This window comes from Nocardia aurea, from assembly GCF_003123685.1.
Lineage (GTDB): Bacteria > Actinomycetota > Actinomycetes > Mycobacteriales > Mycobacteriaceae > Nocardia > Nocardia aurea.
On the sequence record NZ_QCYJ01000021.1, the window covers coordinates 17,419 to 38,982 of the forward strand.

The 21,564-nt window shown below is 67.1% G+C and carries 20 protein-coding genes; 11 read left to right on the forward strand and 9 right to left on the reverse strand.

Features of this window, described 5'->3' with window-relative positions; all coding sequences use genetic code 11:
• Positions 1 to 186 precede the first annotated feature (186 nt).
• Both DAT37_RS07720 and DAT37_RS07725 read left to right on the forward strand, forming a co-directional pair.
• Positions 187 to 525, forward strand: coding sequence for a metalloregulator ArsR/SmtB family transcription factor (locus tag DAT37_RS07720; RefSeq protein ID WP_109524029.1), 339 nt, complete (start codon positions 187 to 189; stop codon positions 523 to 525).
• Between the two features lie 11 nt (positions 526 to 536).
• Positions 537 to 1,325: a DUF2071 domain-containing protein gene (locus DAT37_RS07725; protein WP_232839632.1), complete on the forward strand. Its 789-nt coding sequence runs from the start codon at positions 537 to 539 to the stop codon at positions 1,323 to 1,325.
• A 354-nt stretch (positions 1,326 to 1,679) separates the two neighbouring features.
• Here the strand turns inward: DAT37_RS07725 and DAT37_RS07730 are convergent, their stop codons facing one another.
• On the reverse strand, positions 1,680 to 2,366 hold the full coding sequence (locus tag DAT37_RS07730; protein ID WP_109524031.1) for a hypothetical protein: 687 nt from the start codon (positions 2,364 to 2,366) through the stop codon (positions 1,680 to 1,682).
• Between the two features lie 227 nt (positions 2,367 to 2,593).
• Here DAT37_RS07730 and DAT37_RS07735 point away from each other — a divergent pair, with 227 nt between their 5' ends.
• A complete protein-coding gene (locus tag DAT37_RS07735) occupies positions 2,594 to 3,307 on the forward strand; it encodes a hypothetical protein (protein ID WP_109524032.1) in 714 nt (237 codons plus the stop codon).
• 16 nt (positions 3,308 to 3,323) lie between these two features.
• Here the strand turns inward: DAT37_RS07735 and DAT37_RS07740 are convergent, their stop codons facing one another.
• The 7 genes from DAT37_RS07740 to DAT37_RS07770 form a co-directional block, all read right to left on the reverse strand.
• Entirely contained in the window at positions 3,324 to 3,929 is a 606-nt protein-coding gene (locus DAT37_RS07740) for a response regulator transcription factor (RefSeq protein WP_109524033.1), read from the reverse strand.
• A 45-nt stretch (positions 3,930 to 3,974) separates the two neighbouring features.
• Positions 3,975 to 5,141 carry a sensor histidine kinase gene (locus DAT37_RS07745; protein WP_109524034.1) on the reverse strand — a complete coding sequence of 389 codons (1,167 nt, stop codon included), beginning with the start codon at positions 5,139 to 5,141 and terminating at the stop codon, positions 3,975 to 3,977.
• 132 nt (positions 5,142 to 5,273) lie between these two features.
• Entirely contained in the window at positions 5,274 to 6,047 is a 774-nt protein-coding gene (locus DAT37_RS07750) for an ABC transporter permease (protein WP_109524035.1), read from the reverse strand.
• Positions 6,047 to 6,994, reverse strand: coding sequence for an ABC transporter ATP-binding protein (locus DAT37_RS07755; RefSeq protein WP_109524036.1), 948 nt, complete (start codon positions 6,992 to 6,994; stop codon positions 6,047 to 6,049). The genes DAT37_RS07750 and DAT37_RS07755 overlap by 1 nt, the downstream gene beginning before the upstream one ends.
• Positions 6,995 to 7,202: 208 nt before the next feature.
• Positions 7,203 to 7,382: a hypothetical protein gene (locus tag DAT37_RS07760; protein WP_109524037.1), complete on the reverse strand. Its 180-nt coding sequence runs from the start codon at positions 7,380 to 7,382 to the stop codon at positions 7,203 to 7,205.
• A 236-nt stretch (positions 7,383 to 7,618) separates the two neighbouring features.
• Positions 7,619 to 7,891: a hypothetical protein gene (locus tag DAT37_RS07765; RefSeq protein ID WP_109524038.1), complete on the reverse strand. Its 273-nt coding sequence runs from the start codon at positions 7,889 to 7,891 to the stop codon at positions 7,619 to 7,621.
• Positions 7,892 to 8,101: 210 nt separating this feature from the next.
• Positions 8,102 to 8,641, reverse strand: coding sequence for a PASTA domain-containing protein (locus DAT37_RS07770; protein ID WP_109524039.1), 540 nt, complete (start codon positions 8,639 to 8,641; stop codon positions 8,102 to 8,104).
• Between the two features lie 528 nt (positions 8,642 to 9,169).
• Between DAT37_RS07770 and DAT37_RS07775 the strand changes: the two genes are divergently transcribed.
• Positions 9,170 to 9,805: a flavin reductase family protein gene (locus DAT37_RS07775; protein ID WP_109524040.1), complete on the forward strand. Its 636-nt coding sequence runs from the start codon at positions 9,170 to 9,172 to the stop codon at positions 9,803 to 9,805.
• Between the two features lie 496 nt (positions 9,806 to 10,301).
• On the forward strand, positions 10,302 to 11,210 hold the full coding sequence (locus tag DAT37_RS07780) for a thermonuclease family protein (RefSeq protein ID WP_109524453.1): 909 nt from the start codon (positions 10,302 to 10,304) through the stop codon (positions 11,208 to 11,210).
• Positions 11,211 to 11,252: 42 nt separating this feature from the next.
• Here the strand turns inward: DAT37_RS07780 and DAT37_RS07785 are convergent, their stop codons facing one another.
• Positions 11,253 to 11,993: a hypothetical protein gene (locus DAT37_RS07785; protein WP_109524041.1), complete on the reverse strand. Its 741-nt coding sequence runs from the start codon at positions 11,991 to 11,993 to the stop codon at positions 11,253 to 11,255.
• A 338-nt stretch (positions 11,994 to 12,331) separates the two neighbouring features.
• Here DAT37_RS07785 and DAT37_RS07790 point away from each other — a divergent pair, with 338 nt between their 5' ends.
• From DAT37_RS07790 to DAT37_RS07815, 6 genes are all read left to right on the forward strand, one after another.
• On the forward strand, positions 12,332 to 14,236 hold the full coding sequence (locus DAT37_RS07790) for a peroxidase family protein (protein ID WP_109524454.1): 1,905 nt from the start codon (positions 12,332 to 12,334) through the stop codon (positions 14,234 to 14,236).
• Positions 14,237 to 14,252: 16 nt separating this feature from the next.
• Complete coding sequence (locus DAT37_RS07795) at positions 14,253 to 15,377, forward strand: catalase family protein (RefSeq protein WP_109524042.1); 1,125 nt, start codon at positions 14,253 to 14,255, stop codon at positions 15,375 to 15,377.
• A 125-nt stretch (positions 15,378 to 15,502) separates the two neighbouring features.
• Complete coding sequence (locus tag DAT37_RS07800) at positions 15,503 to 18,103, forward strand: helix-turn-helix transcriptional regulator (protein WP_109524043.1); 2,601 nt, start codon at positions 15,503 to 15,505, stop codon at positions 18,101 to 18,103.
• Between the two features lie 161 nt (positions 18,104 to 18,264).
• A complete protein-coding gene (locus DAT37_RS07805; RefSeq protein ID WP_232839580.1) occupies positions 18,265 to 20,235 on the forward strand; it encodes a trypsin-like serine peptidase in 1,971 nt (656 codons plus the stop codon).
• A gap of 129 nt (positions 20,236 to 20,364) precedes the next feature.
• A complete protein-coding gene (locus DAT37_RS07810; protein ID WP_109524044.1) occupies positions 20,365 to 21,297 on the forward strand; it encodes a trypsin-like serine peptidase in 933 nt (310 codons plus the stop codon).
• The gene (locus tag DAT37_RS07815; protein WP_109524045.1) at positions 21,294 to 21,548 is read left to right on the forward strand and encodes a carboxypeptidase-like regulatory domain-containing protein; all 255 of its coding nucleotides are present in this window, start codon (positions 21,294 to 21,296) and stop codon (positions 21,546 to 21,548) included. The genes DAT37_RS07810 and DAT37_RS07815 overlap by 4 nt, the downstream gene beginning before the upstream one ends.
• Positions 21,549 to 21,564 lie beyond the last annotated feature (16 nt).

Here is a 21,564-nt window from a genome sequence, read left to right on the forward strand (position 1 = left end):
GTCGCCGTGGCCGGAGGTCCTACGATGCGTGGGCGGCACAGACCTCGTCTGTTGGAGGTCCCGCGTTCGGCGTCACAACGTGCAGACGAAGAATGACACCGCTTCGGAAGGCGGATGGCCCCGGCGTCCGGGCGGGCGGACCCGATTTTGTTGTTCGCTATTTAGCTACAGTGCTAAAATGCGAACATGACCGATGTCGACCTCGAAGGGGAAGCCGGTGTATTCCGCGCGCTGGCAGACTCGACGCGCCGCCAGATCTTGGAGGAGCTCCGCTCCGGCGAGCTGACCGCAGGTGATATCAGCGGGAGGTTCCCGATCAGCGGCCCTTCGATCTCCCGGCATCTGGGCGTACTCAAGGCAGCCGGGCTGGTCCGAGAGCGACGAGCCGCCAATCGGATCTACTACTCGCTTGTCGAGGAACGACTGGCGTTGTCTATCGGCAGGTTTCTGAGTGCGATCTGCCCGGAACAGATTGTCGTCCGGCAACTTCAGCGGCGAACAACGAAAAACAAGGATGCCGGATGAGACCTCCGCAGATGTCCAGCGTCGTCGAGCGACGCCTTCTTGTGAACTATCGAGTCGCCCCCGAGGTCGCCGCGAGCTTGGTGCCACCGCCGCTGCGACCTCAACTGATCGGCGGGTGGGCGGTTGCCGGTATCTGCCTGATCCGCCTGGGACAGTTCCGGCCCAGTCGGCTACCCGGCTGGGTTGGGCTGCGCAGCGAGAACGCGGCGCATCGCATCGCTGTCGAGTGGGACGGTCCGCAGGGACCCTCGACCGGCGTATACATCTCGCGCCGCGACAGCGGCTCGGCGATCAATGTCCTTGCCGGTGGCCGACTGTTTCCGGGGGAGCACAGTTCGGCGCGGTTCGACGTGCGGGAAACAGCGGAGGACCTGCACGTAGCCTTCGTCAGTCGAGACGAGACAATGTCCGTCAGCGTGGATGTCCGGACCGTCGAGCAGTTCCAGGGAAGCGAACTGTTCGCCGATCTCGCGCAGGCATCGGAATTCTTTCGAAATGGCTCCGCCGGATTCTCGGCCACACGTGGCGGTCTATGCCTCGATGGGCTCGAACTCCGAACAGACTCGTGGCGCGTCGAGCCAGTCGACGTCCGCTCGGTGCGCTCCACCGTTTTCGACGACCGGGACCGGTTCCCGCCAGGCAGCGCGACCCTCGACTGCGCCCTGCTCATGCGGGAGGTACCGGTGACCTGGCGCCCTCTTCCGCCTCTGCGCGTCGCTGCCGCTCCGCGGCTGCGGAAATTCCGAAACAATCGTGCCCTTCGAAATAGGGACACCGGGACGGCCTCTGTAGTCTCGTGATGGGCAACGGAATTACCATCCACTTCGACCCACCGACCGGCGCCGGTACGGTCCGGACCGATTTTGCGGTTCGCAACTCCGGGTTGGTGCCCCAACAGGTCACCTGCTCCGGGATGTCTGAAATCTCGTAGCGGAACCGGGGCCGATTTCGGCTCGGTGGGTCCGGGGACCGGATGCGACTCGGGCCCATCATCGAGCCGGCGGCCTGCGCTGGGGTCGCGGGAGTGGCTTTTCGGCTGTGCGATTCGCGCGACCGGACACTACCGTGTGAGGTGAACGGCATACCGCCGTGGCTGCTCGGCGCGACCGGCAGGTTCATCGGGTCGGCGTCGATTTCGCTGTCGGCCCGTATCCCTATTCGGGTGAGTTCTGCGGTTCGAGGCCGAGGTCTATCGGGGTATCGAGTGCCGTATCGGCATCGACGCTCGCCTCCACGAGAGCGTCGACGTCCGCGTTCAACTGCTGGGCGAGGTGTGGATCGGCGGGCAGGCTCACATCGATTGTGCCGGTGAAGAGTTCGTCGCCCTCGGTGATCGTTTCGGTGCCGAGAACGGTGTTGAGTGTATTCACGGCGGTCCGGCCGAGTTCAAGGATGTTGTCACCGGGGGCGCCGATGACGAGGTGGAGTACGTTCTCGCCCGGGTCCTTGCGTAGATGCAGGACGTCGGTGGCGATCGCGCCGAGTTCCATCTGCTTGCCGTTGATCTTCGCTTCGACCTTGCCGGTGTCGACGGCGAGCGACAGGTCGGAGACGGTGGCGGTCTTGTCGCCGTGTGTGAGTTTGGCCTGGCCGGTGAGGTCGATCCTGCCGGAGGTGATCTCGCGGTCCGCGATCTCGATCGTGTCGCCGACGACCCGAAACCGGGCGATGCTGTCCAGACCGAGTTCGGGATTCACCGCCAGGGTCGTCTTTCCCGTGATGATCCGGAATTCGCTCGGCTCGGGTGCCGCCGTCGTCGTCGGCGCGGCGAGTAGGAAAGCGGTGCAGACCGATCCGATGGTGACGGCGGAACGGGTCAGCAGTGACCTGGACAAACGCACGGGCAATCCTCCTGGGTTTCGCGGCCGTTGGTTCCCTTGATCTTCGTTGCCGTACGTATTCCGGATCGCCCGACAGTGTGGAGCGCTCGCGGCATCGCCGGGGAATCGGGCCGTCCGCGAAGCCGTCTGCCTGCGGTGTTGGCGAGTGCTTGGAACGTCGTTGGTCCTCGCCCACACAGTGATGGCACGGCCGCCGCGGCGGCACCTCACATCCGAAAGGACCCACGATGTCCACCATTTCCGCTCTCCGTCCGCGACGTTCCCTGCCCGTGACGTTCGGCGTCGCCGCGGTGCTCGGCACGAGCCTGGTGCTGCCGGGTCTCGCCTCCGCCGCGCCCGTTCTGGCCTACGGTCCCTACACCTGTGCCCAGAACTTCGTCTGGCGTGAAGCGTTCGACGGCGACACGGTCTGCGTCAGCCCGGGCGAGCGTGACACCGCTCGTGCCGAGAACGGTCAGGCGTCGGCGCGCCGCAGCCCGACCGGCGGCGCCTACGGCCCCGACACCTGCCTGCAAGGTTTCGTCTGGCGTGAGGCGCGGCCCACCGACCATGTCTGTGTCGACCCGTCGCGGCGCGACCGCGCGGTCGCGCAGAACTCCGAGGGTGCTTCACATCTGGTCGACGCGACCCAGCTCCCCGCGGGCAAGGTCGCCACTCGCTCCGAGCTGATCGCGGGCGGCGGCCGGATCTACCTCGACGGCGGCAAGGGGCTCACCCCGGGTGGCCGGGTCGAGTTCTACGCCGCGGGGGTCAACGGCACCGCGGTGCGTCCGCTCGGCACCAGAACCGCCGACGGAAAAGGGGAACTGCCCAGGGAGAACACCGCTCTGGCCCAGGTCCGCTGCGAGCTGAAGCGCGACGAGACCGCGACCATCGTCGTCCTCGATGTCCGCACCGGCGTCGCCACCACGGCGGGCACCAGCTACGCCTACAGTTGCTGACCGTGCGGGAGGACCGTCACAGCCAGCCGAGGCGTTCGGCGGCGCGCACCGCTTCGGCGCGGGTACCGGTGGCGGTCTTGCCGATCACGGACGACAGATGATTGCGGACCGTGCCCTCGGACAGACGCAGGCGTTTGGCGATGGTGGCCGCGGTGGCTCCGTCGGCGGCCGCGGCGAGCACTTCGCGTTCGCGGGCGGTGAGCGGTGAGGTGCCCGCGGTCAGCGTCTCGGTGGCAAGTGCCGGATCGACGACCCGCAGTCCCATGTGGACGCGGCGGACCGCGTCGGCGAGTTCCCTGGCGGGGGTGTCCTTGACCACGAATCCGCTGGCGCCCGCGTCGATCGCGCGACGCAGATAGCCCGGACGGCCGAAGGTCGTGACCATGAGGATGCGTACATCGGGGTATTTCTCGTGCAACGCGCCCGCGACCGTGATCCCGTCCAGCCCGGGCATTTCCACATCGAGCAGCACCACATCCGGTGTGGTGCGCGCGACGGCGTCGAGGACTTCGTCGCCTCGACCGACCTCGGCGACGACGTCGAGATCCGATTCCAGTCCGAGCAGCGCGGCCAGGGCGCCGCGCACGAGCGCCTGATCGTCGGCGAGCAGTAGCCGGATCATGCGGCGGCCTTCCTGGTCGGGCGGGTGATGAGGATGGGAAATCTTTCAGGGCGCAAGCTGTTTCGGCACGGTGACAGCCACATGGGCGCCTCCTCCCGCCGGGATCGACAGCGCCATCGTCGCACCGGCCGCACGGGTTCGTTCACGCAGCCCGGCCAATCCCGAACCGGTTCCGGCATCGGGGCCGAGCCCGCGACCGTCATCGATCACGTCGATACTCGTCGCGGTCACGATGACCGTGCAGTGCCGGGCGGCGCTGTGGCGCACCACATTCGTGACCGCTTCGCGCAGCACCCAGCCGAACAGTTCGTTGTCGCCGTCGGGCAGGTTCGCCGGATCGGGGAGGTCGGCGGCGATATCGGCGGCGGCGAGCGCGCTGGCCGCATTGGCGAGTTCCGCGCGCAAGGTCACCTCGCGCAGCCCGCCGACGGTGTCGCGGACACCGCCGAGCGCCTCACGAGCCAGCCGCTCGACATCGGCCAGTTCGGCTCGTGCCCTCTCGATATCGACGTCGAGCAGTCGTTGCGCGAGTTCGGTTTTCACCGTGATCACGGTGAGCGAATGCCCCAGGATGTCGTGGACGTCGCGCGCCACCCGATTGCGCTCGGCGACGATCGCGAGTTCGGCCTTCTGACGGCGGGCGAGTTCGCTCAGTCGTTCGCCGCGCAGGCCGAGCTGACGGGCGGCCCATATGACGAGAGGGACGAACGCCACGTAGAACGGCACAGCGCGCAGGTCGGGCAGCGCCACCGGGACCAGCAGCATGGCGAGCACGACGACGACGCTGACGTAGCCGGATTCGCGCGAGGGCAGGTGAAAGATGGCGACGACGCTGATATAGATCGCGGTGGGCAGCGCGGCGGCCCCGAGCAGTGCGACCAGTACCACGGTGCACAGTGTCATCGCGGCCAGGACGGGCCACACCCGGTGATCGACCGGCGGGTCCACCAGCGGGTCGCGTCGACGGGTGTCGCGGAAGACGACGAACGAACCCAGGATCACCGCCGCGTACGCGAATAGGGTCACCGAGGCCCACGCCGCGTTCGCGTGTTCGCCCTCGCGCCAGTTCCGCACGATCGGCCCGATCAGATACGACAGCCACGCCACCGCGATCAGCGCACCGAACCAGCTGCGGCGATTGTCGTCCAGCGCGGCGGCGCCGAAGCGGACGATCCGGTCGGCGACGGCGGACCGAGGACGGGTGGTGCTCATGCGACGCCCCCGTATCCGCCCCGGCACGGGGGTGCCGAGACGGATTCGGCGGGGTATCGGTCGGCGTTCACGGGGATCGACGCTACCGAAGGCCGCGGTGCCCGGGTCACCGGTATCTCCGTCCGCCGCACGTCAGCGGGCGGTGTCACGGCGGAACAGCACGGCCGCCCCGGTGACGAAGACGATCGCCCAGACCGTCACGTTGAGGATTGCCGCCGCGATCGAGGAACCGGCGGTGTCACCGAACGGCATCCGGGCAAGCGTCGCGACGCCGTAGGTGGGAAAGACCGTCGACACCGTAGCGAACCAGCCGTGCAGAGGTATGAACAGTCCCCCCGCGAAGGAGAGTCCGGCAAGGGCGGGACCGAGCAGTTGCATGACATTCTCCGACGGCAACAGATAGCCGATGAACAGGCCGAATGCCGCGAAGACGAGCGAGCAGATCCAGGCGAGCAGCAAGCAGAAGACCCATGCGGTCGCCGTGAGCTGTGCGCCGAGCGCGGCGCCGACCACGAAGACCGCGACAACCGAGACCAGTCCGAGCACCATCGCGACGGCGACCTTCGTCGCGATGTAGGTGGTCGGCCGCAGGGGGGTGAGCCGCAGTTGGCGGCTCCATCCCTGCGCACGCTCGATCGCCACCATCGCGCCGCCGCTCGTGGTGGCCAACATGGCGCCGTAGACGGCCATCGACACCATGACATAGCCCGTCACGTTGCCCGAACCGAAGGATTCGGTCCGATAATCGGATCGCAGCCCGAAGATGACGAAGAACAGCGGCGGCATGATGAGGGTGAACAGCATGGTCCGCCGATTGCGCAGCATGCGGCGCAATTCCAGGCGCAGGAAGCCGAGGCCGCGGTGGGCACGAGCGGTGCGGACCGGCCGGGAAACGACAGTGGACATCAGTGGGCTCCGGAGGTGAGGGTGAGGAACGCGGATTCGAGGTTGTGCGAAGTGATTTCGAGATCGACGGCGGTGGTCTCGGTGAGCAGATGGCGGGCGACCATGTCGGAATCTCTCGTGCGCAGTAGGATTCGATCACCGCGCACTTCGACGTCGTCCACACCGGGAACGGCGAGCAGTTCCACCGGCCGCGCGTGCGGCAGCGTCGCGCTGACCGTGCGGCCCGCCGCCAGATTCTTGATCTCCGCGGCGGTGCCGTCCGCGACCACCCGTCCCTCACGCACCAGGACGACGCGGTCGGCGTAGGCGTCGGCCTCGTCGAGGTAGTGGGTCGCGAACAGCACGGTGCGGCCGCGTTGAGAATCCGCGCGCATCGCGTGCCAGAACTCCCGGCGTCCTTCGACATCCATTCCGGTGGTCGGCTCGTCCAACACGATCAGGTCGGGATCCGGCAGCAGCGCGAGCGCGAAACGCAGTCGCTGTTGTTGTCCGCCAGAGCATTTGCCGACTCGTCGCGCACCGATTTCGGCGATCCCGGCCCGTGCGAGCACCTCTTCGACGGGTCGGGGGCGGTGATGCAGGGTCGCGACCAGTTCGACGGTTTCCGCGACGGTCAGATCGGACAGCAAACCCCCCGATTGCAGCACCGCCGAGACCCGCCCCGCGGAAATCGCGCGGTCCGGTGTGCTTCCCAGGATCCGCACCGTGCCCGAGTCGGGTTCCGTCAGGCCGAGCATCATGTCGATCGTGGTCGTCTTCCCCGCGCCGTTGGGGCCGAGGAAGGCCACGATCTCACCGGGCGCGACGACCAGGTCCAACCCGTCGACCGCGCGGACCACGTCGCCGCCGGGGACACGGAAACTCTTTTGCAAAGCACGTAATTCGATTGCCACGCCGATGGGTGTGGGGGAGTTCGACTCGGTTCTCGGTATCACCTTCGATGTCATGACACCAGCGTCTCGCGACCGGGCCGCGAGTACCCCGCACGACTGTCATCGTCCGGGCATGGCATTTGTCATGGGTGCGGGTTTCGGAGTTTCGCCGGTTTCGGATGCGGGCTGGGCCCCCGGTCGCATCGGAGGTCGGCCATCGCGGTGTCTTGCGTGGATCTCCGGATGAGCTGTGTCGGGTGTGCGCCTGGGCCGCTCACCCCGTCTACGCGGGGCCTCGGGCTCCGATTTCGCTGGTGCGCCGGTCATTCCATGTCAGGAGAGCGGCGACCGCGACCCAGCCGAGCAGATACAGGCAGGCGCGGACCGGATGCCAGTCGGTCGAGAGCAGGGCGATGGTGAGCGCTGCCAGGATCGTGAGAAGGCCTGCGGTTCGTTTCGTCACTGGGGAGCCCGTCTGTTGTGGACGACCGTCGGGCGCTCGGAGGTGGAACGCCGAGGTCGGCGTTCCACCATCCCCCGCGCGTTTCGATCGGCGCGGCCCAGCGATGGAGTTCCGACCGTTTTCATCATATCGAATGGGTCATCGACAGGGAGGTGAATTCCTTCGGTGGGAAAACCCGGTGCCCATAGAGCGGTTGTTTCGAATGTATTGCCGATCAACTCATCCCGCGAACGGGTCTACACCATCGAATGGACGGTGCCCGAGGGGTATGTCAGTTGAACTCCACGTTCACGCGGTGTCCATCCCTTTCCGAGTGCGTTCCTGATCGCCCGCGCGACCAGTCCCGGCGCGATCACCGTGCCGTATTCGACCCAGGTCACCATGCGTTGGCCGGGCTGGTCGGCGGACTCCACGACGATCGCATTGTCGGGGTCGTTCGGAGCGACGACCCAGCGGTAGGTCTCACCGTCGACATCGATGATGCGAGTTCCTTTGCGTGCCAGAGCCATGGACGTATTCAATGTGACATCGACAGTGATGTCGACCGATTTTCTCGCGCCTACTGTCCTCCGTGGAGGCGTAGAAGTGCCCCCGGCGCGGACCGTGCCGGAGCAACTTCTCGAGTTCGAGGCCGAAAGCTTTCGGCGTGTGCGGTTCCCGCGCCCATGGTCGCGGCGGCCGAGGCCGCGACGGGCGCGTTCAGGCTGTGCGAATCACACTCAGCCGCAGGAGTTTCGCTCGTCGAGTTTGACCACCGACAGGACCGCCTCACCTTCACCGAAGGGCGTGCCCGGTGCCGGGGTCTGGCTCACGACGATCCAATTCCGGTCGTTGACCTGCATTCGGCCTTTACCGGTCGCGTCGGACGAGCGGGAGTAGAACACTCCCGCTGCCTGGATCGTGTTCTGGGCGGTTTGCAGATTCATGCAGACGACATTCGGCATGATCGCCTCGGCCGCCGCACTGTTCGGCGCTGCTTCCAGCGGAGAGCTGGATGCCGCGACCGGAGGTGCGGAACTCGGCGCGGCTCTCAGCGGAGAACTCGATACCGCCGCCGACACCGTGGATCTCGGTGCCGGGGAGGAAGTCGATGCGGCGGAGGACTTTCCGCCATCGGTGTCGGACGCGCAACCGGTCACGCCGACCAGGAGTAGTCCGCCGACGAGCGCCGCACCCCACACCAGGGCGCGAGTTCGAGACGGTGCACCTTCGCGCGGCTGTCCGGTGTTGCCCACCGGCGGATCTTGCTGACGGTTCATGCGGTTACTCCCCAGGTCCGATGGCTGAGCGAACGATCGGCATGTAGCCGTCTCCCCCCGACAGGAGTCGTCGCCTCGCCATATGATGCCCTGTCCGACTGTCGATTTCCCCGCAATGGCGAAAGCGAGCTCGATGGAAATCCCTGAACTGGCAAATGATCGGCGACCGGAGACTCCGACGGAGGCCGTACGGTAGCGACGGCACCGACGCGTGATCGTGCCGACGGCGGCCGCGCTGAACAACACGTGGGCGCGACGCCGACCGAACGATCGAGGTACCCGTAGGACTCGAGAGCGGCCGAGCGGTGGACGGGCCGGACCCGACGGCGTCGTTTTCGCCGCCGATCCGGTCTCCCGGCGGCACGGGAGGTACGGCACTGCGGTCGAACGCGCACACCTCGAGCGCTTCGGACCAGGTACCCGTACGGCACCGCTCGCGCGGGCGGGGGACCTGCCCTACCGCGGCCGATGCGAAGATGGGCTCGCGACCGAACGCTCGTATTCGGCGGGAGCCGGAAGGGAATCTGTATGCGCACGGATATCGATCCGGACGAACTGGGGCACGGCGATTTCTACAAGATCCTGACCAGCGTCGTAGTTCCCAGACCGATCGCGTGGGTCTCGACCCGCTCGGCGGCGGGGGTCGACAATCTCGCCCCGCATTCGTTCTTCACGGTCTCGTGCGTGCAGCCGCCGATGGTGCAGTTCACTTCGGTGGGTAGGAAGGACTCGTTGCGCAATGTGCTGGAGACCGGGGAGTTCGTGGTCTGCCTGGCCGCCGAATCGATGTTCGAGCGGGTGAATGCCACCGGGACCGACTTCCCGGCCGAGGTGTCGGAATTCGCCGAGGTCGGGCTGACCCCGGAACCGAGTGCGACCGTGGCGCCGCCTCGGGTCGCGCAGTCGCCGGTCGCCTTGGAATGCAGGCTGGAACACGCGCTCGAACTCGGTGATTCGACCGTGGTCATCGGCCGGGTATCGCACGCCGCGATCGATTCGGATGTCTTCGAGACCGATTCGCGTGGCAACAGCCTGCCCGCGATCGAACGGCTGCGTCCGCTGTCTCGGCTCGGCCGCAACGAATGGGCGACGATCGGCGCGGTACTCGACATCACCCGAATTCCCTACGACCAGTGGCCGGGGCATTTCCGCCGCGAGGATTGACGGCGGAGCCGATGGGTACCGGGTGAGCCGCTACTCGTTTCGGGCGGCGACGTTCCCGAATATTCGGCCGAAGTGAATCGGACGTCGCGTGCGGTCTCGGCGTTCGGCAGTTCATGAAACGACCCTCGATTATTCGCCGTTCAACATTTCGTGTAAGTAGTGGACTACCCGAATTCGGGATAATTCTCCGGTGCGCTTTCATAGCAGACGCGCGGGTCGTAACCTGGTTCTATCCCATTCATCACCGGCATAGCGCGCCGAATATTCGACGTTCTGTCCGTGATCATGGAGAAGAATTACGGTGGTCTGCGATTCATGTAGAAGATCGTCGAACGCGACAATATCGCGGACCCGAACATTATCGCCAGTGGGTCGACAGCTCGTGTTGGCGCTGCGGTCGGTCCCCGTCGGAACACCGGGTGTGTCGGATTCGGATCGCCGAACGCGGATTCGTGCGGCGTGGGAAATCGGCACCTATCACATCGAAGGAATCGTCATGTTCGAGGCAGTGCAGCTCTTCTGGTCACCCGCCGGTGTCAGCATGCCCTCGCTGAACACCAAATCGTTACTCGACATCCACGACGGGGACACCCCGAATATCCGGATGCCGGTGCGCATGCTGTCGATCGACACTCCCGAAGTCACCGCGGGTTCACAACAGGGCGCGGATCGCGTGGACGAGAAGTTCGCCCAACTCGCGCGGTGGATTCGGGAGCGTCCCGCCGATGTCCCGGTGTCGCGCCGCTACGCCGAATTCCTGCTCCCGAAACTCGACACCGGCAAGGCCGGGACATTGCAGTTCGCCCAGGGGACGCAGGCGGCCGATTTCGCCGAATCGAACGCGGCGCGACGATTGACGCGCCCGGACGGAAGAAAACGGTCGCTGTTCGTCCGCACCGCCGATGCGCCGTTCGACACCAATGGCCGCCTGCTCGCCTATCTCGCCCCGAACTATTCGAAGGCGGAGCGGGAAACGTTGACCCGCGAACAGCGCTCGACCTTCAATCTCGACATGGTGCGCTCGGGTTGGGCCGCGCCGTTCGTCCTCTACCCGTCGATACCGGGTGAGCTGGATCTGCCGCTGTTCCTCGAAGCGGCGGACGAGGCCGTCACCGCCGGACGTGGTATCTGGGATGTGCCCGAGACCATGCCCGCCTACGAATATCGTTCGGTCGAGCGGCTTTTCGGCATCGCGGAGGCCATCGTCGGCGGAAAGCCGGTATCGGAGCCGTTCGGATGGCGCGAACGGTACTGCGTCGACATCCGAACGCGAGTGCTGGTCGGGCCGGAGGACTACTTCGAGATCGACCCGATCTATCGACTGTTCCTCTGGCCCACCGATGTGCGAGAGGCCGTCAGCAGACTCAACCTGACACCCTCGCCGAGGTTGGTCGGGGTCCGATAGCCCTGTATCGGGCCAGGCACACGGTTCGGCGTCCGCCGGTATTCATCGGTGACCCGATCGTGCCGCGGCGATCACCCGCACGGTCGCGGGGGCACCGGTCGCGATGCGCAGACCGAGGCGACGGACCGCGTCCTCGAACCCGCGTTGGCGGTCCAGGGCGCGGTCTCGCAACGCGGTGTACGACTCACCGCGTTCCGGGGTGACTCGTACCGACAGTTCGAGCAGATCGAGGTCGGCGATCCGCCATCGTTCGGCGTCGACCGCCAGATCCCCCACGCGCAGCTTCGTCCATCGCGTGGACGCGATCGGACCGAAGGCCAGGAGGTGGTCGACCGCGACGCCGGGTGGTGTGCAGCCGACCAGAAACCGGCGCTGAGCGGGGGCGAGGTCGGTGGTGACGTCGGTGCCGAGCACCACGGCATCGTGGAGCGCTCCGGCCGGTCGCTCGCTGACCACCGAGGCGGACAGCTCACGATATTCGCCGTTCCAGTTCTCTTCGACGCGATATCGCAGCCCGGCCTCGGTGAAGGGCGTGCTCCAGCTCCCGAGTAGCTGCTCGGGGAGGCAGGGGCACAGGGTGACGGTGAGGTCGTCGCTCGGCCCGCTCCGTATCCGGATGATGATCCGGTTCGACAGCAGAGTCGACGTCGCGCCACCGTCGGGCCGAGGTTCGGCGAACCAGACGCGGCGGTCGATCGTCGGACGACCGGTGGTTTCCAGTCGGGTCAGCGCGGCCGCGACGTCGCCGTCGAGGTCGACCTTGATGTCGATCGGACTGATCACCCGAGCACCTTTCCCGCGTCTGCCCCCGCAGCGCTGTCGAAGACAGCGTTGTCCGGATCGGTCGGGGTCGGCGCGCGTACCGCGCTACCCGATTGCTCGGATCCACACGCGTCGCCACCGTCGGACCCCGGTGCTACCGGCCTGTGACCGGGTGGCTGCTCGGGCCGCAGGGGTGGCTCGGGAGAGTGCGTCGACCTCGAGCGGTCCACGACTCCGCCGCGACGATCGGGGTGTGGAGTAGCCGACTACTCGTGACGGGCACGACACCACGTCGAAGACTGGGGTCCGATTCGATTTCGGGCACGTCAGAGCCCGTGCCAGCCACCCGGAGGTCCTTCATGGTCAGCACAGAATCGACACATTCACCGCAGGTGACCAGCCCGCGGCCACCGCCGCGCCGCCTGCCGCCCGTCACCCGCGTGCTGGTCGCGGCGGCCGAGGCGATCGATCGCGGGATCGGCTGGTTCCGACTGCCCACCCCGGCGGGTCTGGCCGTTCTCGTCGGTCTGCGCAGCCGACTGCGCGCCGACAATCTCTTCGACACCGGACCACATCCGGACGGACCGCTGTCGCCGGACGAATCTCCCGGCAGCGCGAACCTGCGGGGGCGAACCATCGACGGTGCCTACAACAGTCTCACCGATCCGCGCGCGGGTTCGGTCGGTTGCCGGTTCGGGCGCAATGTAGCCCTGGAACACACCTACCCGGAGGACTCCGACCGGATACTGGAACCCAATCCGCGCCGGATCAGTCGGGAGTTGTTGACCCGTGGACAGTTCCAGCCCGCCACGACGTTGAATCTGCTGGCGGCGGCCTGGATCCAATTCGAGGTCCACGACTGGGTCAGTCACGGGGACACCGAGACCGAACCGTGGCGGGTGCCGGTGGCCGATCGGGATCCGTGGCCGGACCCGCCGATGACGATCCTGCGCACCCCGACCGTGTCCAGCCCCGAGCCCGGCGGCCCCCAGACCTACACGACCCGCGAATCCCACTGGTGGGATGCCTCCCAGATCTACGGCAGCACAGCGAAATTCGCCGAAGCACTGCGGACGGGAAAGCGGGGCCGACTCGAGGTCGACGAGCTGGGATTGCCACCGCTGGATGTCGAGGGCCTGATGGATCTGTCCAGCACGGCGGCCAACGCCTGGGTCGGTCTCGCGCTGCTGCATTCGCTGTTCATGCGCGAACACAACGCGATCTGCGAGCGCCTCGCCCGCCGCTACCCGGACATGGACGACGACCGGCTCTACGACACCGCCCGCCTGGTGAATTCGGCATTGCTCGCCAAGATCCACACCATCGACTGGACGCCCGCGATCATCGCCCATCCCACCACCGTCGCCGCCATGCGCGCCAACTGGTTCGGTGTGCTGGGGGAGCGGATCGCGCGTCGGTTCGGCCGGATCAGCGGCAACGAAGTCCTGTGCGGCATACCCGGATCCGCCGTCGAGGACCACGGCGTTCCGTACTCGCTGACCGAGGAATTCGTCGCCATGTACCGGATGCATCCGCTCATCCCCGACGACTTCGTGGTCCGCAGTCTCGCCGACGACAGCGTCGTCGCCGAGCACACCCTGCCCGACCTGGGGATCGCTCACATCCGCGAGCGCCTGGCCGAGACGTCGATGGATGCCCTGCTCTACTCGTTCGGTCGCGCCAACCCCGGCGCGCTGACCCTGCACAACTATCCGATCCACCTACAGAAACTCGAACGCCCCGGGCACCCGGTGATGGATCTGGCGACCGTGGACATCCTGCGCGTGCGAGAACGAGGAGTGCCGCGCTACAACGAGTTCCGCCGACAGATGCGCCTGGCGCCGGCCACCTCCTTCGAGGAATTGACCGACAATCCGGCGTGGGCGCGCGAACTCGCTCAGGTCTACCGCGACGTGGAGGACGTCGACCTCATGGTCGGGCTCTACGCCGAACCCAAACCGCCCGGATTCGGCTTCAGCGACACCGCGTTCCGGGTGTTCGTGCTCATGGCATCGCGCCGACTGTCGGCCGACCGGTTCTTCACCACCGACTTCCGTCCCGAGGTCTACACCGAGGCCGGAATGGCCTGGGTCCGTGACAACTCCATGCGCAGCGTGCTGCTGCGTCATTTCCCCACCTTGGCACCCGCACTCGACGGCGTCGCCAACCCGTTCGCTCCGTGGCGCAGCCTCGCTGGGCGACACAACACAGCTCCGCGACACAGCACAGCCCCGCGACACAGCGCCGCCGCTCGGCGGGAGTAGGAAGGAAGCGACCACGATGACCGATCTCGTTGCACCGCACGCGACCGAGCAGGCCTACCTGCGCTACCGCGACGACCTCGAACACCCGCGTCCCGACGAAGAGGGCGATATCGACAAGATCATCACGGTCCTGCGATCGAACCTCGAAAAGGCCTACCGGACCTACAAACACGGCCTGCGCGACGCCCACGCGAAAAGTCACGGCATCCTGCGCGGCGAACTCACCGTCCACGCGAACCTACCGTCCGAACTCGCCCAGGGGCTGTTCGCGGCCCCCGCCACCTATCCGGTCATCGCCAGGCTGTCCAGTACCTCGGGCGTGATCCGCAGCGATCAGCTGCGCGGCGTGCGGGGCCTGGGAATCAAGGTCATCGGCGTGGACGGCCCACGCATATTGCCCGACGACAGCGCGAGCACCCAGGACTTCATCATGGTCACCCACCGTGAATTCCTCTTCGCCGACGCCCACGCCTACCTCACCCGGGGAATGCCGACCGCGTGGGTGCTCGCGCGGCTGCCCGACACCGTCCTGAAAACGGGCAGCACCGTGCTGTCCGCGCTCGACGCGCACGTGCTGCGGCGTATCGGACGTCCGGTTCCCCCCAACCTGGGTGTGTTCATCCGGCCCAACACCCACATCCTGGGTGAGACCTTCTACTCCTCGGCGCCGCTGCGCTACGGCGACTACGTCGCGAAGATCCTCTACACCCCGGTCTCACCGGAGGTGAGCGCGCTCGCGGGCACACCGGTCGGCCACGACGCGGGCGTCAACGCCCACCAGGACATGATCGTCGACTTCTTCGCCGAGCACAGTGCCGAATACGAGTTGCGTGTGCAACTGTGCACCGATCCCGAGACGATGCCGATCGAGGACGCCACCGTCGCGTGGCCGGAGGCCGATTCACCGCACCGCCCGGTGGCGACCATCCGCTTCGACCGCCAGGATCCCTACACGCCCGAGCGGCGAGCCTTCGGCGACGATGTGCTGTCCTTCAATTCCTGGCGCGGGCTCGAAGCCCATCGGCCGCTGGGATCGATCAACCGGCTCAAGAAACGTGTCTACGAGGCGTCGAGCAACTACCGGCACCACGTCAACAACGCCCCCCGCGTCGAACCCACCGCCGACCGACTTCCCCGATGACCACCGCGCCGCCCGTGCCCCCACCGCCGTCCTCGGCGGCGGTGGTCGGCGCAGACGCCGCCGTAGGGCGTTTACCTGCGAAAACCCATCCCGGAGTGAGCGCGCGAGAACTAGAATTACTACTCATGGGGGACCGCTGGCAACTCCTCGATCGCCCCGCCGAATACCGAGCCGTTCGCGCCGCGTTGACGAACAGCGAAGGCGGCGGTGCCGTACTCGTCGGCGCCGCCGGGATCGGCAAGACCACCCTCTCCAAACTCGTGACCTCGGCCCTGGACGCTCCGGTGCGGTGGGTGGCCTGCACCGAGTCGTCCCAGGCGATTCCGCTCGGCGTCTTCGCCCCCTGGATCGCGCCGACCGCCTCCCGCGACCCCATCGCACTACTCGGCTCGGCCAGGGAGAACCTGCTCGCCGAACCACACACCGTGATCGGCGTGGACGACGCGTATCTGCTCGACAAACTCTCCGCGACGCTGCTGCATCAGATCGCCGTCGACCGCGCCGCTCCCATCGTGGCCACCGTCCGCACCGGCGAACCGGTTCCCGACGCGGTCACCTGCCTGTGGAAGGACGGCTATCTCGAGCGCGTCGAACTGCGGCCGCTGACCAAACAGCAGTGCGTCGCTCTCGTCGAAACCGTCCTCGACGGCACCCTGGAGGGGCTCAGCGCCGATGTCATGTGGGAGTCGTCGATCGGGAACCCCCTGTTCCTGCGCAATATGGTCGAGGGCGCCGTCGAGGCGGGAACTTTGACCGAAGTCAACGGGGTGTGGCAACTGCGCGGTCCGACCGCGGTGCCTTCGGGACTGGTCTCGCTGCTCGAGTGCAGGCTGGCCCGGTTCGGCGAGCCTGTCATGGACACACTGAAGATGCTGGCCCTCTACGAGCCGCTCGACATCGACGTGCTCGCCGATCTCGTCGGCGAGGACGCGGTGGATGCCGCCGAGATCTCCGGTCTGATACGCACCAGCAGCGACGGCCGGTCGGTCAGCGCCTGCTTCAGCCACCCGCTGCTCGGTGACGTCGTGCGCCGCCGCATCGGCACCGCGGCGGCCCGCAAGCGGCGCGGCCGGATCGTGGAGATGCTGCGCGACCAGGATCTGAGCACCGCCTCGCACCGCATCAGACTCGCTCAACTGTGCGTGGACAGCGGCCAGGCCATCGACAACGACCTGTTGATCACCGCCGCCAAAGACGCTGTCGCCCTGTCCAATCTGCCGCTGGGCGAACGCCTGGCGCGGGCCGCGTTCGAGCGCGGCGGTGGGCTCTCCGCGGCCGAAGTGCTCTCCCGCGCCGTGCTGTGGCAGGGCCGTCCGCAGGAAGCCGACGACATCCTCGCCGATTTCGACCCCGACCGCCTCGATCAACTGGAACTCGTCCAGTGGGGTATTCCCCGGGCGAGCGTGCTGTTCTGGAGTGTGGGCGATGTCGTACGCGGCCACGAGATCATGGACCTGCTCGGAAATCGCGTCGAGCATCCGGCGCTGCGCCTGGTCATCGACGCGGCGAACGCGGCCATCGCGATCCACGAGAACAAGATCACCGAGGGCATCGAAGCCGCCGAACGTGTGCTGGCCGAGCCGAGTCCCCCGAAACAGGCGATCGACTGGGCCGCGTTCGCCCTCGGGCTGTCGATGCCGATCGCCGGGCGCGGCGCCGATTTCGCGCCGATCGCGGCCAGGAGCCGGTCCCAGCAGAAGACCACCGACGGCATGATCCGGGACATGGTCCGCTACGGCGACGTGATGGCGCTGACCCTCGTCGGCGATCTCGACCTCGCCGAGCAGCGGGCCGCCGAGTACAGTGAATTCTCGTCCTGCGCACAGTTTCTGGGCTGGGCCATCGCCAAGATCGGGTGCAGTGCGGTCGCCACCTATCGTGGCCGATTCCGCGAGGCGATCACCTCGTTCGAACAGGCGCTCGCCGCGTTGAACGCCGAATCCGCGCTGCCGTGGAAGCTGCCGGCGCAGTTGCTGCTCGTCCGCGCCTACGCCGCCCTCGGCGACGCCGCCGAGGCCGAACGTGTGCTCGCCGAGGCCGACGAACACACCGGACCGCAGTTGGCCCTGCACGAGCCGCAACGCATGATCGCCCGCGCCTGGCTCGCGGCGAGCTCAGGAAGTCAGCACTGCGCGGTCGAACTCGCGCGCAAAGCCGCCGATATCGCCCACAGCTCGGGGCAGTACGCGTTGGAAGCCGAGGCCCTGCATCACGCCACCCGATTCGGCGACCGAACCGTGGCCCGACGGCTGGCCGCACTCGTCGGTCGCGCGCAGGGGCCGGTCGTGGCGATCTATGCCCGGCACGCCGCCGCCTTCGAACGTTCCGACACCCACGCGCTCGCGGCGGTCAGCGTCGAGTTCGAGAACATCGGACTACTGCTGTCGGCCGCCGACGCCGCGGCGCAGGCCGTACCGATCCACGACCACGCGGGCAGGCGCCGACTCAGCGCCCAGGCCGCCGCCCGCGCGCTCGATCACGCCGCCCGGTGCGACGGCGCGACCACCCCCGCCATCCAGGCCGCCGCCCACCCGCTGCCGATCACCGACCGCGAACGGGAGATCACCGCCCTCATCGCGCGCGGACTGTCCAACCGCGAGATCGCCGAGCGGCTGTGTGTCTCGGTCCGCACCGTCGAAGGACATATCTACCGGGCCTGCACCAAACTCGACGCCGCCGATCGCGACCAACTCGCGACCTTGATCTGGGGCGACCTCACCCGGTGATCCGTTTCGGTGGTTCCACTTCGTTCTATTGAATGTGAGCCCGGCCGCAGCGAATCCACGATCCCGGTCGACGGAATTCGAGTGGTCGGTTACTCGCGACCGGCGCGGGAAACGCGCCCACGCTGAGAACACCATCCACAATTCTCCGGCGAGGTGACCTCATGGAAATCGACAGCGAAATACGGACGACCGCGCGGTGTGACCAGGTGAACGCCGCGGCTCGACGATTCGCCGACAGTGCCGAGCGACGCGGCGAAGTGGCCCGTAAACGTCGGGCGACCGATTCCGATGTCGTCGACAGCAACGAACAGATCATCGCCCGCGCCGATCGCCTGCTCGTCAGCGGTGAAGTCCCCGCGCAGGCCGTGATCGAACTGGGCGGGCAGGACCCGGTCGGCAGTATCCGCTCGCTGGAACGCGTGATCGGTTTCGCCAACGAACTCCAGGCCGTCAACTTCCTGGCACGGGGCAGCCGCGCCGCCGCCGCCGTCGCGCGGATCTCGCTGGTCGACAAAGGCCGCGAGATACCGATGGGCACCGGTTCGATGGTGTCACCGCAACTGTTGCTCACCAACAACCACGTCCTGCCCACGCCCACGGTCGCCGAGTCGGTCGTGGTCGAGTTCATGGCCGAAGCGGGTCTCGACAACACGCCGAACACGACGGTGCGCCATCGACTCGCACCCGGCGATTTCTTCGTCACCTCCGAACATCTCGACTACACGCTGGTACGTGTCGCTTCGGGACCGGACGGCGAAGCCCCGGGGACGAGTTTCGGTTGGAATCCGTTGATCGCCGATTCGGGCAAGATCGTGATCGGTGAGGCGATGAATGTCATCGGTCATCCGATGGGCAGGCTCAAGGAGATCTCTATTCGGGACAACCGGCTCGATCTGCAACTCGACGATTTCCTGCATTACACCTCCGACACCGAGCCGGGAAATTCGGGATCGCCCGTTTTCAACGATCAATGGGAGATCGTCGCGCTGCACCACTCGGGTGTTCCGAAGAAGGACGACAACGGTCGGTTGCTGCGCAAGGACGGCAAGCAATGGCAGCCGGGCGACGGTGAGGACACCATCGACTGGGTCGCCAACGAAGGCGTCCGGGTGAGTGTGCTGCTCCGCGATCTGGGGTCCAGGCGGTTCGATCCCGCGCAGCGGAAACTGCTCGACGAACTCGGCCCCACCGCGGAACTGTCGTCCGAGTCCGCCGCGGCCGAACCCGAATCCACCGCGGTGCCGCATCTTTCGATCACCGAGAGCGCCGTGCGCGGCGCGCCGGGCAGGTCGAGCGCGTTCGGCGGCCGACGCAGTGTGATGTTCCTGCACGGTCGAGGGCAGCAGGAGCGCGATCCGGCCGATCTGCGGCGCACCTGGGCCGCCGGGTTGAACAAGGGACTGACGCTGGCGGAGCTGAGTCCTGTCGATCCCGCCGACGTGTATTTCCCCTACTACGGTAACCAGCTCATCGCGAGCATGAGCGCGTCCGAATCGGTCGTCGACACCGGGTCCGGGCTCTACGAGAGCCTGGTGGAGGAGGTGGCGCACCGCGCGGGAATGCCGACTACCGCCGATGTCCCCGTCGCCGAGGAAGGTTTCGGCAACGTCGTGCTCGGGCGGGTGCGCGATCAGCTCGGCTGGATCGCCGCGCGCAGCCGCCTCGATTCCGTGCTGATCGGGGCTCTCTTCAAGGACGTCGCGGCCTACCTCGACGACGAGCAGGTCAGGAAGAGCGTGTTGGACACCGTGCTCACCGAGATGCCGACCCGGGGCGAACTCGTCCTCGTCAGCCACAGTCTCGGCACCGTGGTCGCCCTGGATCTGCTCACCCAGCTGCCCCGTGAGGTGGAGGTGAGTCTGCTGGTCACCGCGGGCAGTCCGCTCGGCATGGACGCGGTCCACCGCAAACTCCTCGTCGGCGGCCCGAACAGGCCTGAGCGCGTGGGGGAGTGGCTCAACACCTGGTACGCCGGTGATCCTGTCGCCATCGGCTGCCCGCTGCGACCGACGTGGGGGCCCGGGCTCCGGGACCTGCCCGTCGAGAACCCCGAGGACCACGCGCACGATATCGACGAATATCTCGCGCATCCGGAGGTGGCAGCGGTCATCGGACGAAAACTGGCCGCCTGAGCGAACATCCGGCGCCGATTTCGAGTAGTGCCTTACCCGCGTTCCGGACGGCCGGTCGCGCGAGAGTTCTCGTAGCGCCATCGCGCACGGCGAACCGATCGCCTCCGGTATCGGACGACAGGAAATCTCATGAACAACGATGTGAAATTACAAGGGCACAGCCCGGTTTCGAGCGCCGGACCGCTCGTCGAAGTGATCGAACAATCGCCGGGCACCGGGACCGGCCCCGGCATCGCCTCGGCCGCGGGCGATATCGAGGATATCGAGGGGTATGTCCTGTCCGGCAGCCCCACCGTGACCGAATCCGTCGATCTCGCTGAGCTTTCCGGACTGCCCGACATCGCCTGGGCCTCCTACGGCGCGCCCGAGGTGCCGGTCGACGAGAGCATCATCGGCATCGACGACCGTGTGCAGGTGACGGCCACCGCCGACTACCCGTGGCGGGTCCACGCCTCGCTGCTGATCACCGCGGCCGACGGCTCACGCTGGGTCGGCACCGGCTGGTTCCTCGGCCCGCACACCCTCGGCACCGCCGGGCACGTGGTCTTCATCAAGAACAGCGGCGTCCCCGGCCGTGACGGCTGGGTGCGATCGATCCAGGTGATCCCGGGACGCAACGGCGCACAGCAGCCGTTCGGCTCGGTCGTCGCCTCGGGCGGCGCGTTCCGCTCGGTGACCGGCTGGACCGTCAACGGGGATCAGAACGTCGACTACGGCGCCATCGTGCTGCCGACCAACCTCGGCAATACGACGGGATGGTTCGGTTTCGGCGTCTACAACGACGCGACGCTGTCGGCCACCACGGCCAATATCGCCGGATACCCGGCGGACAAGCCCGCGGGCACCCAGTGGTACCACGGTGCCCGGGTGACGGCGGTCAACGCGCAGAAGGTCTTCTACGAGACCGATACGATCGGCGGCCAGAGCGGCAGCGCGGTGTATCGCCTCGTCGACGGGCAGCGGATGGCGTTCGCGATCCACGCCTACGGCGGCTCGACCGCCAACTCCGGAACCCGGATCGACACGTCGGTGTTCAACAACCTGCTCGCCTGGCGGGCATGACCCCCGCCCGCATCCGGGGCGTGGTCGATTCGTCCGCCGGACCGGTCGCGTTCGCGTCGGTCTACCTCGAGTCCGCGCCCACACCCGTTCCGGACATAGCCGCGATGACCGAGGAGGACGGCGGGTTCGTCCTCGCCGGGGTCGGGCCCGGCCGATACCGCATCGGGGTCAACGCCCCGGGCTACGACCCGTGCCACGTCGAATTCACCCTCGGGTTCGATGACCTCTACCTGCGCGTACGAGTCGAATGAAAGCCCCTCCTCAGCA

What these genes read in the sequence shown, in the direction of transcription:
- DAT37_RS07740 (WP_109524033.1), bottom strand. Translation starts at nt 3,929, where the DNA reads ATGATCCGGCTACTGCTCGCCGACGATCAGGCGCTCGTGCGCGGCGCC.
- DAT37_RS07795 (WP_109524042.1), top strand. Translation starts at nt 14,253, where the DNA reads ATGACCGATCTCGTTGCACCGCACGCGACCGAGCAGGCCTACCTGCGC.
- DAT37_RS07815 (WP_109524045.1), top strand. Translation starts at nt 21,294, where the DNA reads ATGACCCCCGCCCGCATCCGGGGCGTGGTCGATTCGTCCGCCGGACCG.
- DAT37_RS07725 (WP_232839632.1), top strand. Translation starts at nt 537, where the DNA reads ATGTCCAGCGTCGTCGAGCGACGCCTTCTTGTGAACTATCGAGTCGCC.
- DAT37_RS07775 (WP_109524040.1), top strand. Translation starts at nt 9,170, where the DNA reads ATGCGCACGGATATCGATCCGGACGAACTGGGGCACGGCGATTTCTAC.
- DAT37_RS07750 (WP_109524035.1), bottom strand. Translation starts at nt 6,047, where the DNA reads ATGTCCACTGTCGTTTCCCGGCCGGTCCGCACCGCTCGTGCCCACCGC.
- DAT37_RS07765 (WP_109524038.1), bottom strand. Translation starts at nt 7,891, where the DNA reads ATGGCTCTGGCACGCAAAGGAACTCGCATCATCGATGTCGACGGTGAG.
- DAT37_RS07810 (WP_109524044.1), top strand. Translation starts at nt 20,365, where the DNA reads ATGAACAACGATGTGAAATTACAAGGGCACAGCCCGGTTTCGAGCGCC.
- DAT37_RS07745 (WP_109524034.1), bottom strand. Translation starts at nt 5,141, where the DNA reads ATGAGCACCACCCGTCCTCGGTCCGCCGTCGCCGACCGGATCGTCCGC.
- DAT37_RS07770 (WP_109524039.1), bottom strand. Translation starts at nt 8,641, where the DNA reads ATGAACCGTCAGCAAGATCCGCCGGTGGGCAACACCGGACAGCCGCGC.
- DAT37_RS07735 (WP_109524032.1), top strand. Translation starts at nt 2,594, where the DNA reads ATGTCCACCATTTCCGCTCTCCGTCCGCGACGTTCCCTGCCCGTGACG.
- DAT37_RS07780 (WP_109524453.1), top strand. Translation starts at nt 10,302, where the DNA reads ATGTTCGAGGCAGTGCAGCTCTTCTGGTCACCCGCCGGTGTCAGCATG.
- DAT37_RS07720 (WP_109524029.1), top strand. Translation starts at nt 187, where the DNA reads ATGACCGATGTCGACCTCGAAGGGGAAGCCGGTGTATTCCGCGCGCTG.
- DAT37_RS07790 (WP_109524454.1), top strand. Translation starts at nt 12,332, where the DNA reads ATGGTCAGCACAGAATCGACACATTCACCGCAGGTGACCAGCCCGCGG.
- DAT37_RS07805 (WP_232839580.1), top strand. Translation starts at nt 18,265, where the DNA reads ATGGAAATCGACAGCGAAATACGGACGACCGCGCGGTGTGACCAGGTG.
- DAT37_RS07800 (WP_109524043.1), top strand. Translation starts at nt 15,503, where the DNA reads ATGGGGGACCGCTGGCAACTCCTCGATCGCCCCGCCGAATACCGAGCC.
- DAT37_RS07755 (WP_109524036.1), bottom strand. Translation starts at nt 6,994, where the DNA reads ATGACATCGAAGGTGATACCGAGAACCGAGTCGAACTCCCCCACACCC.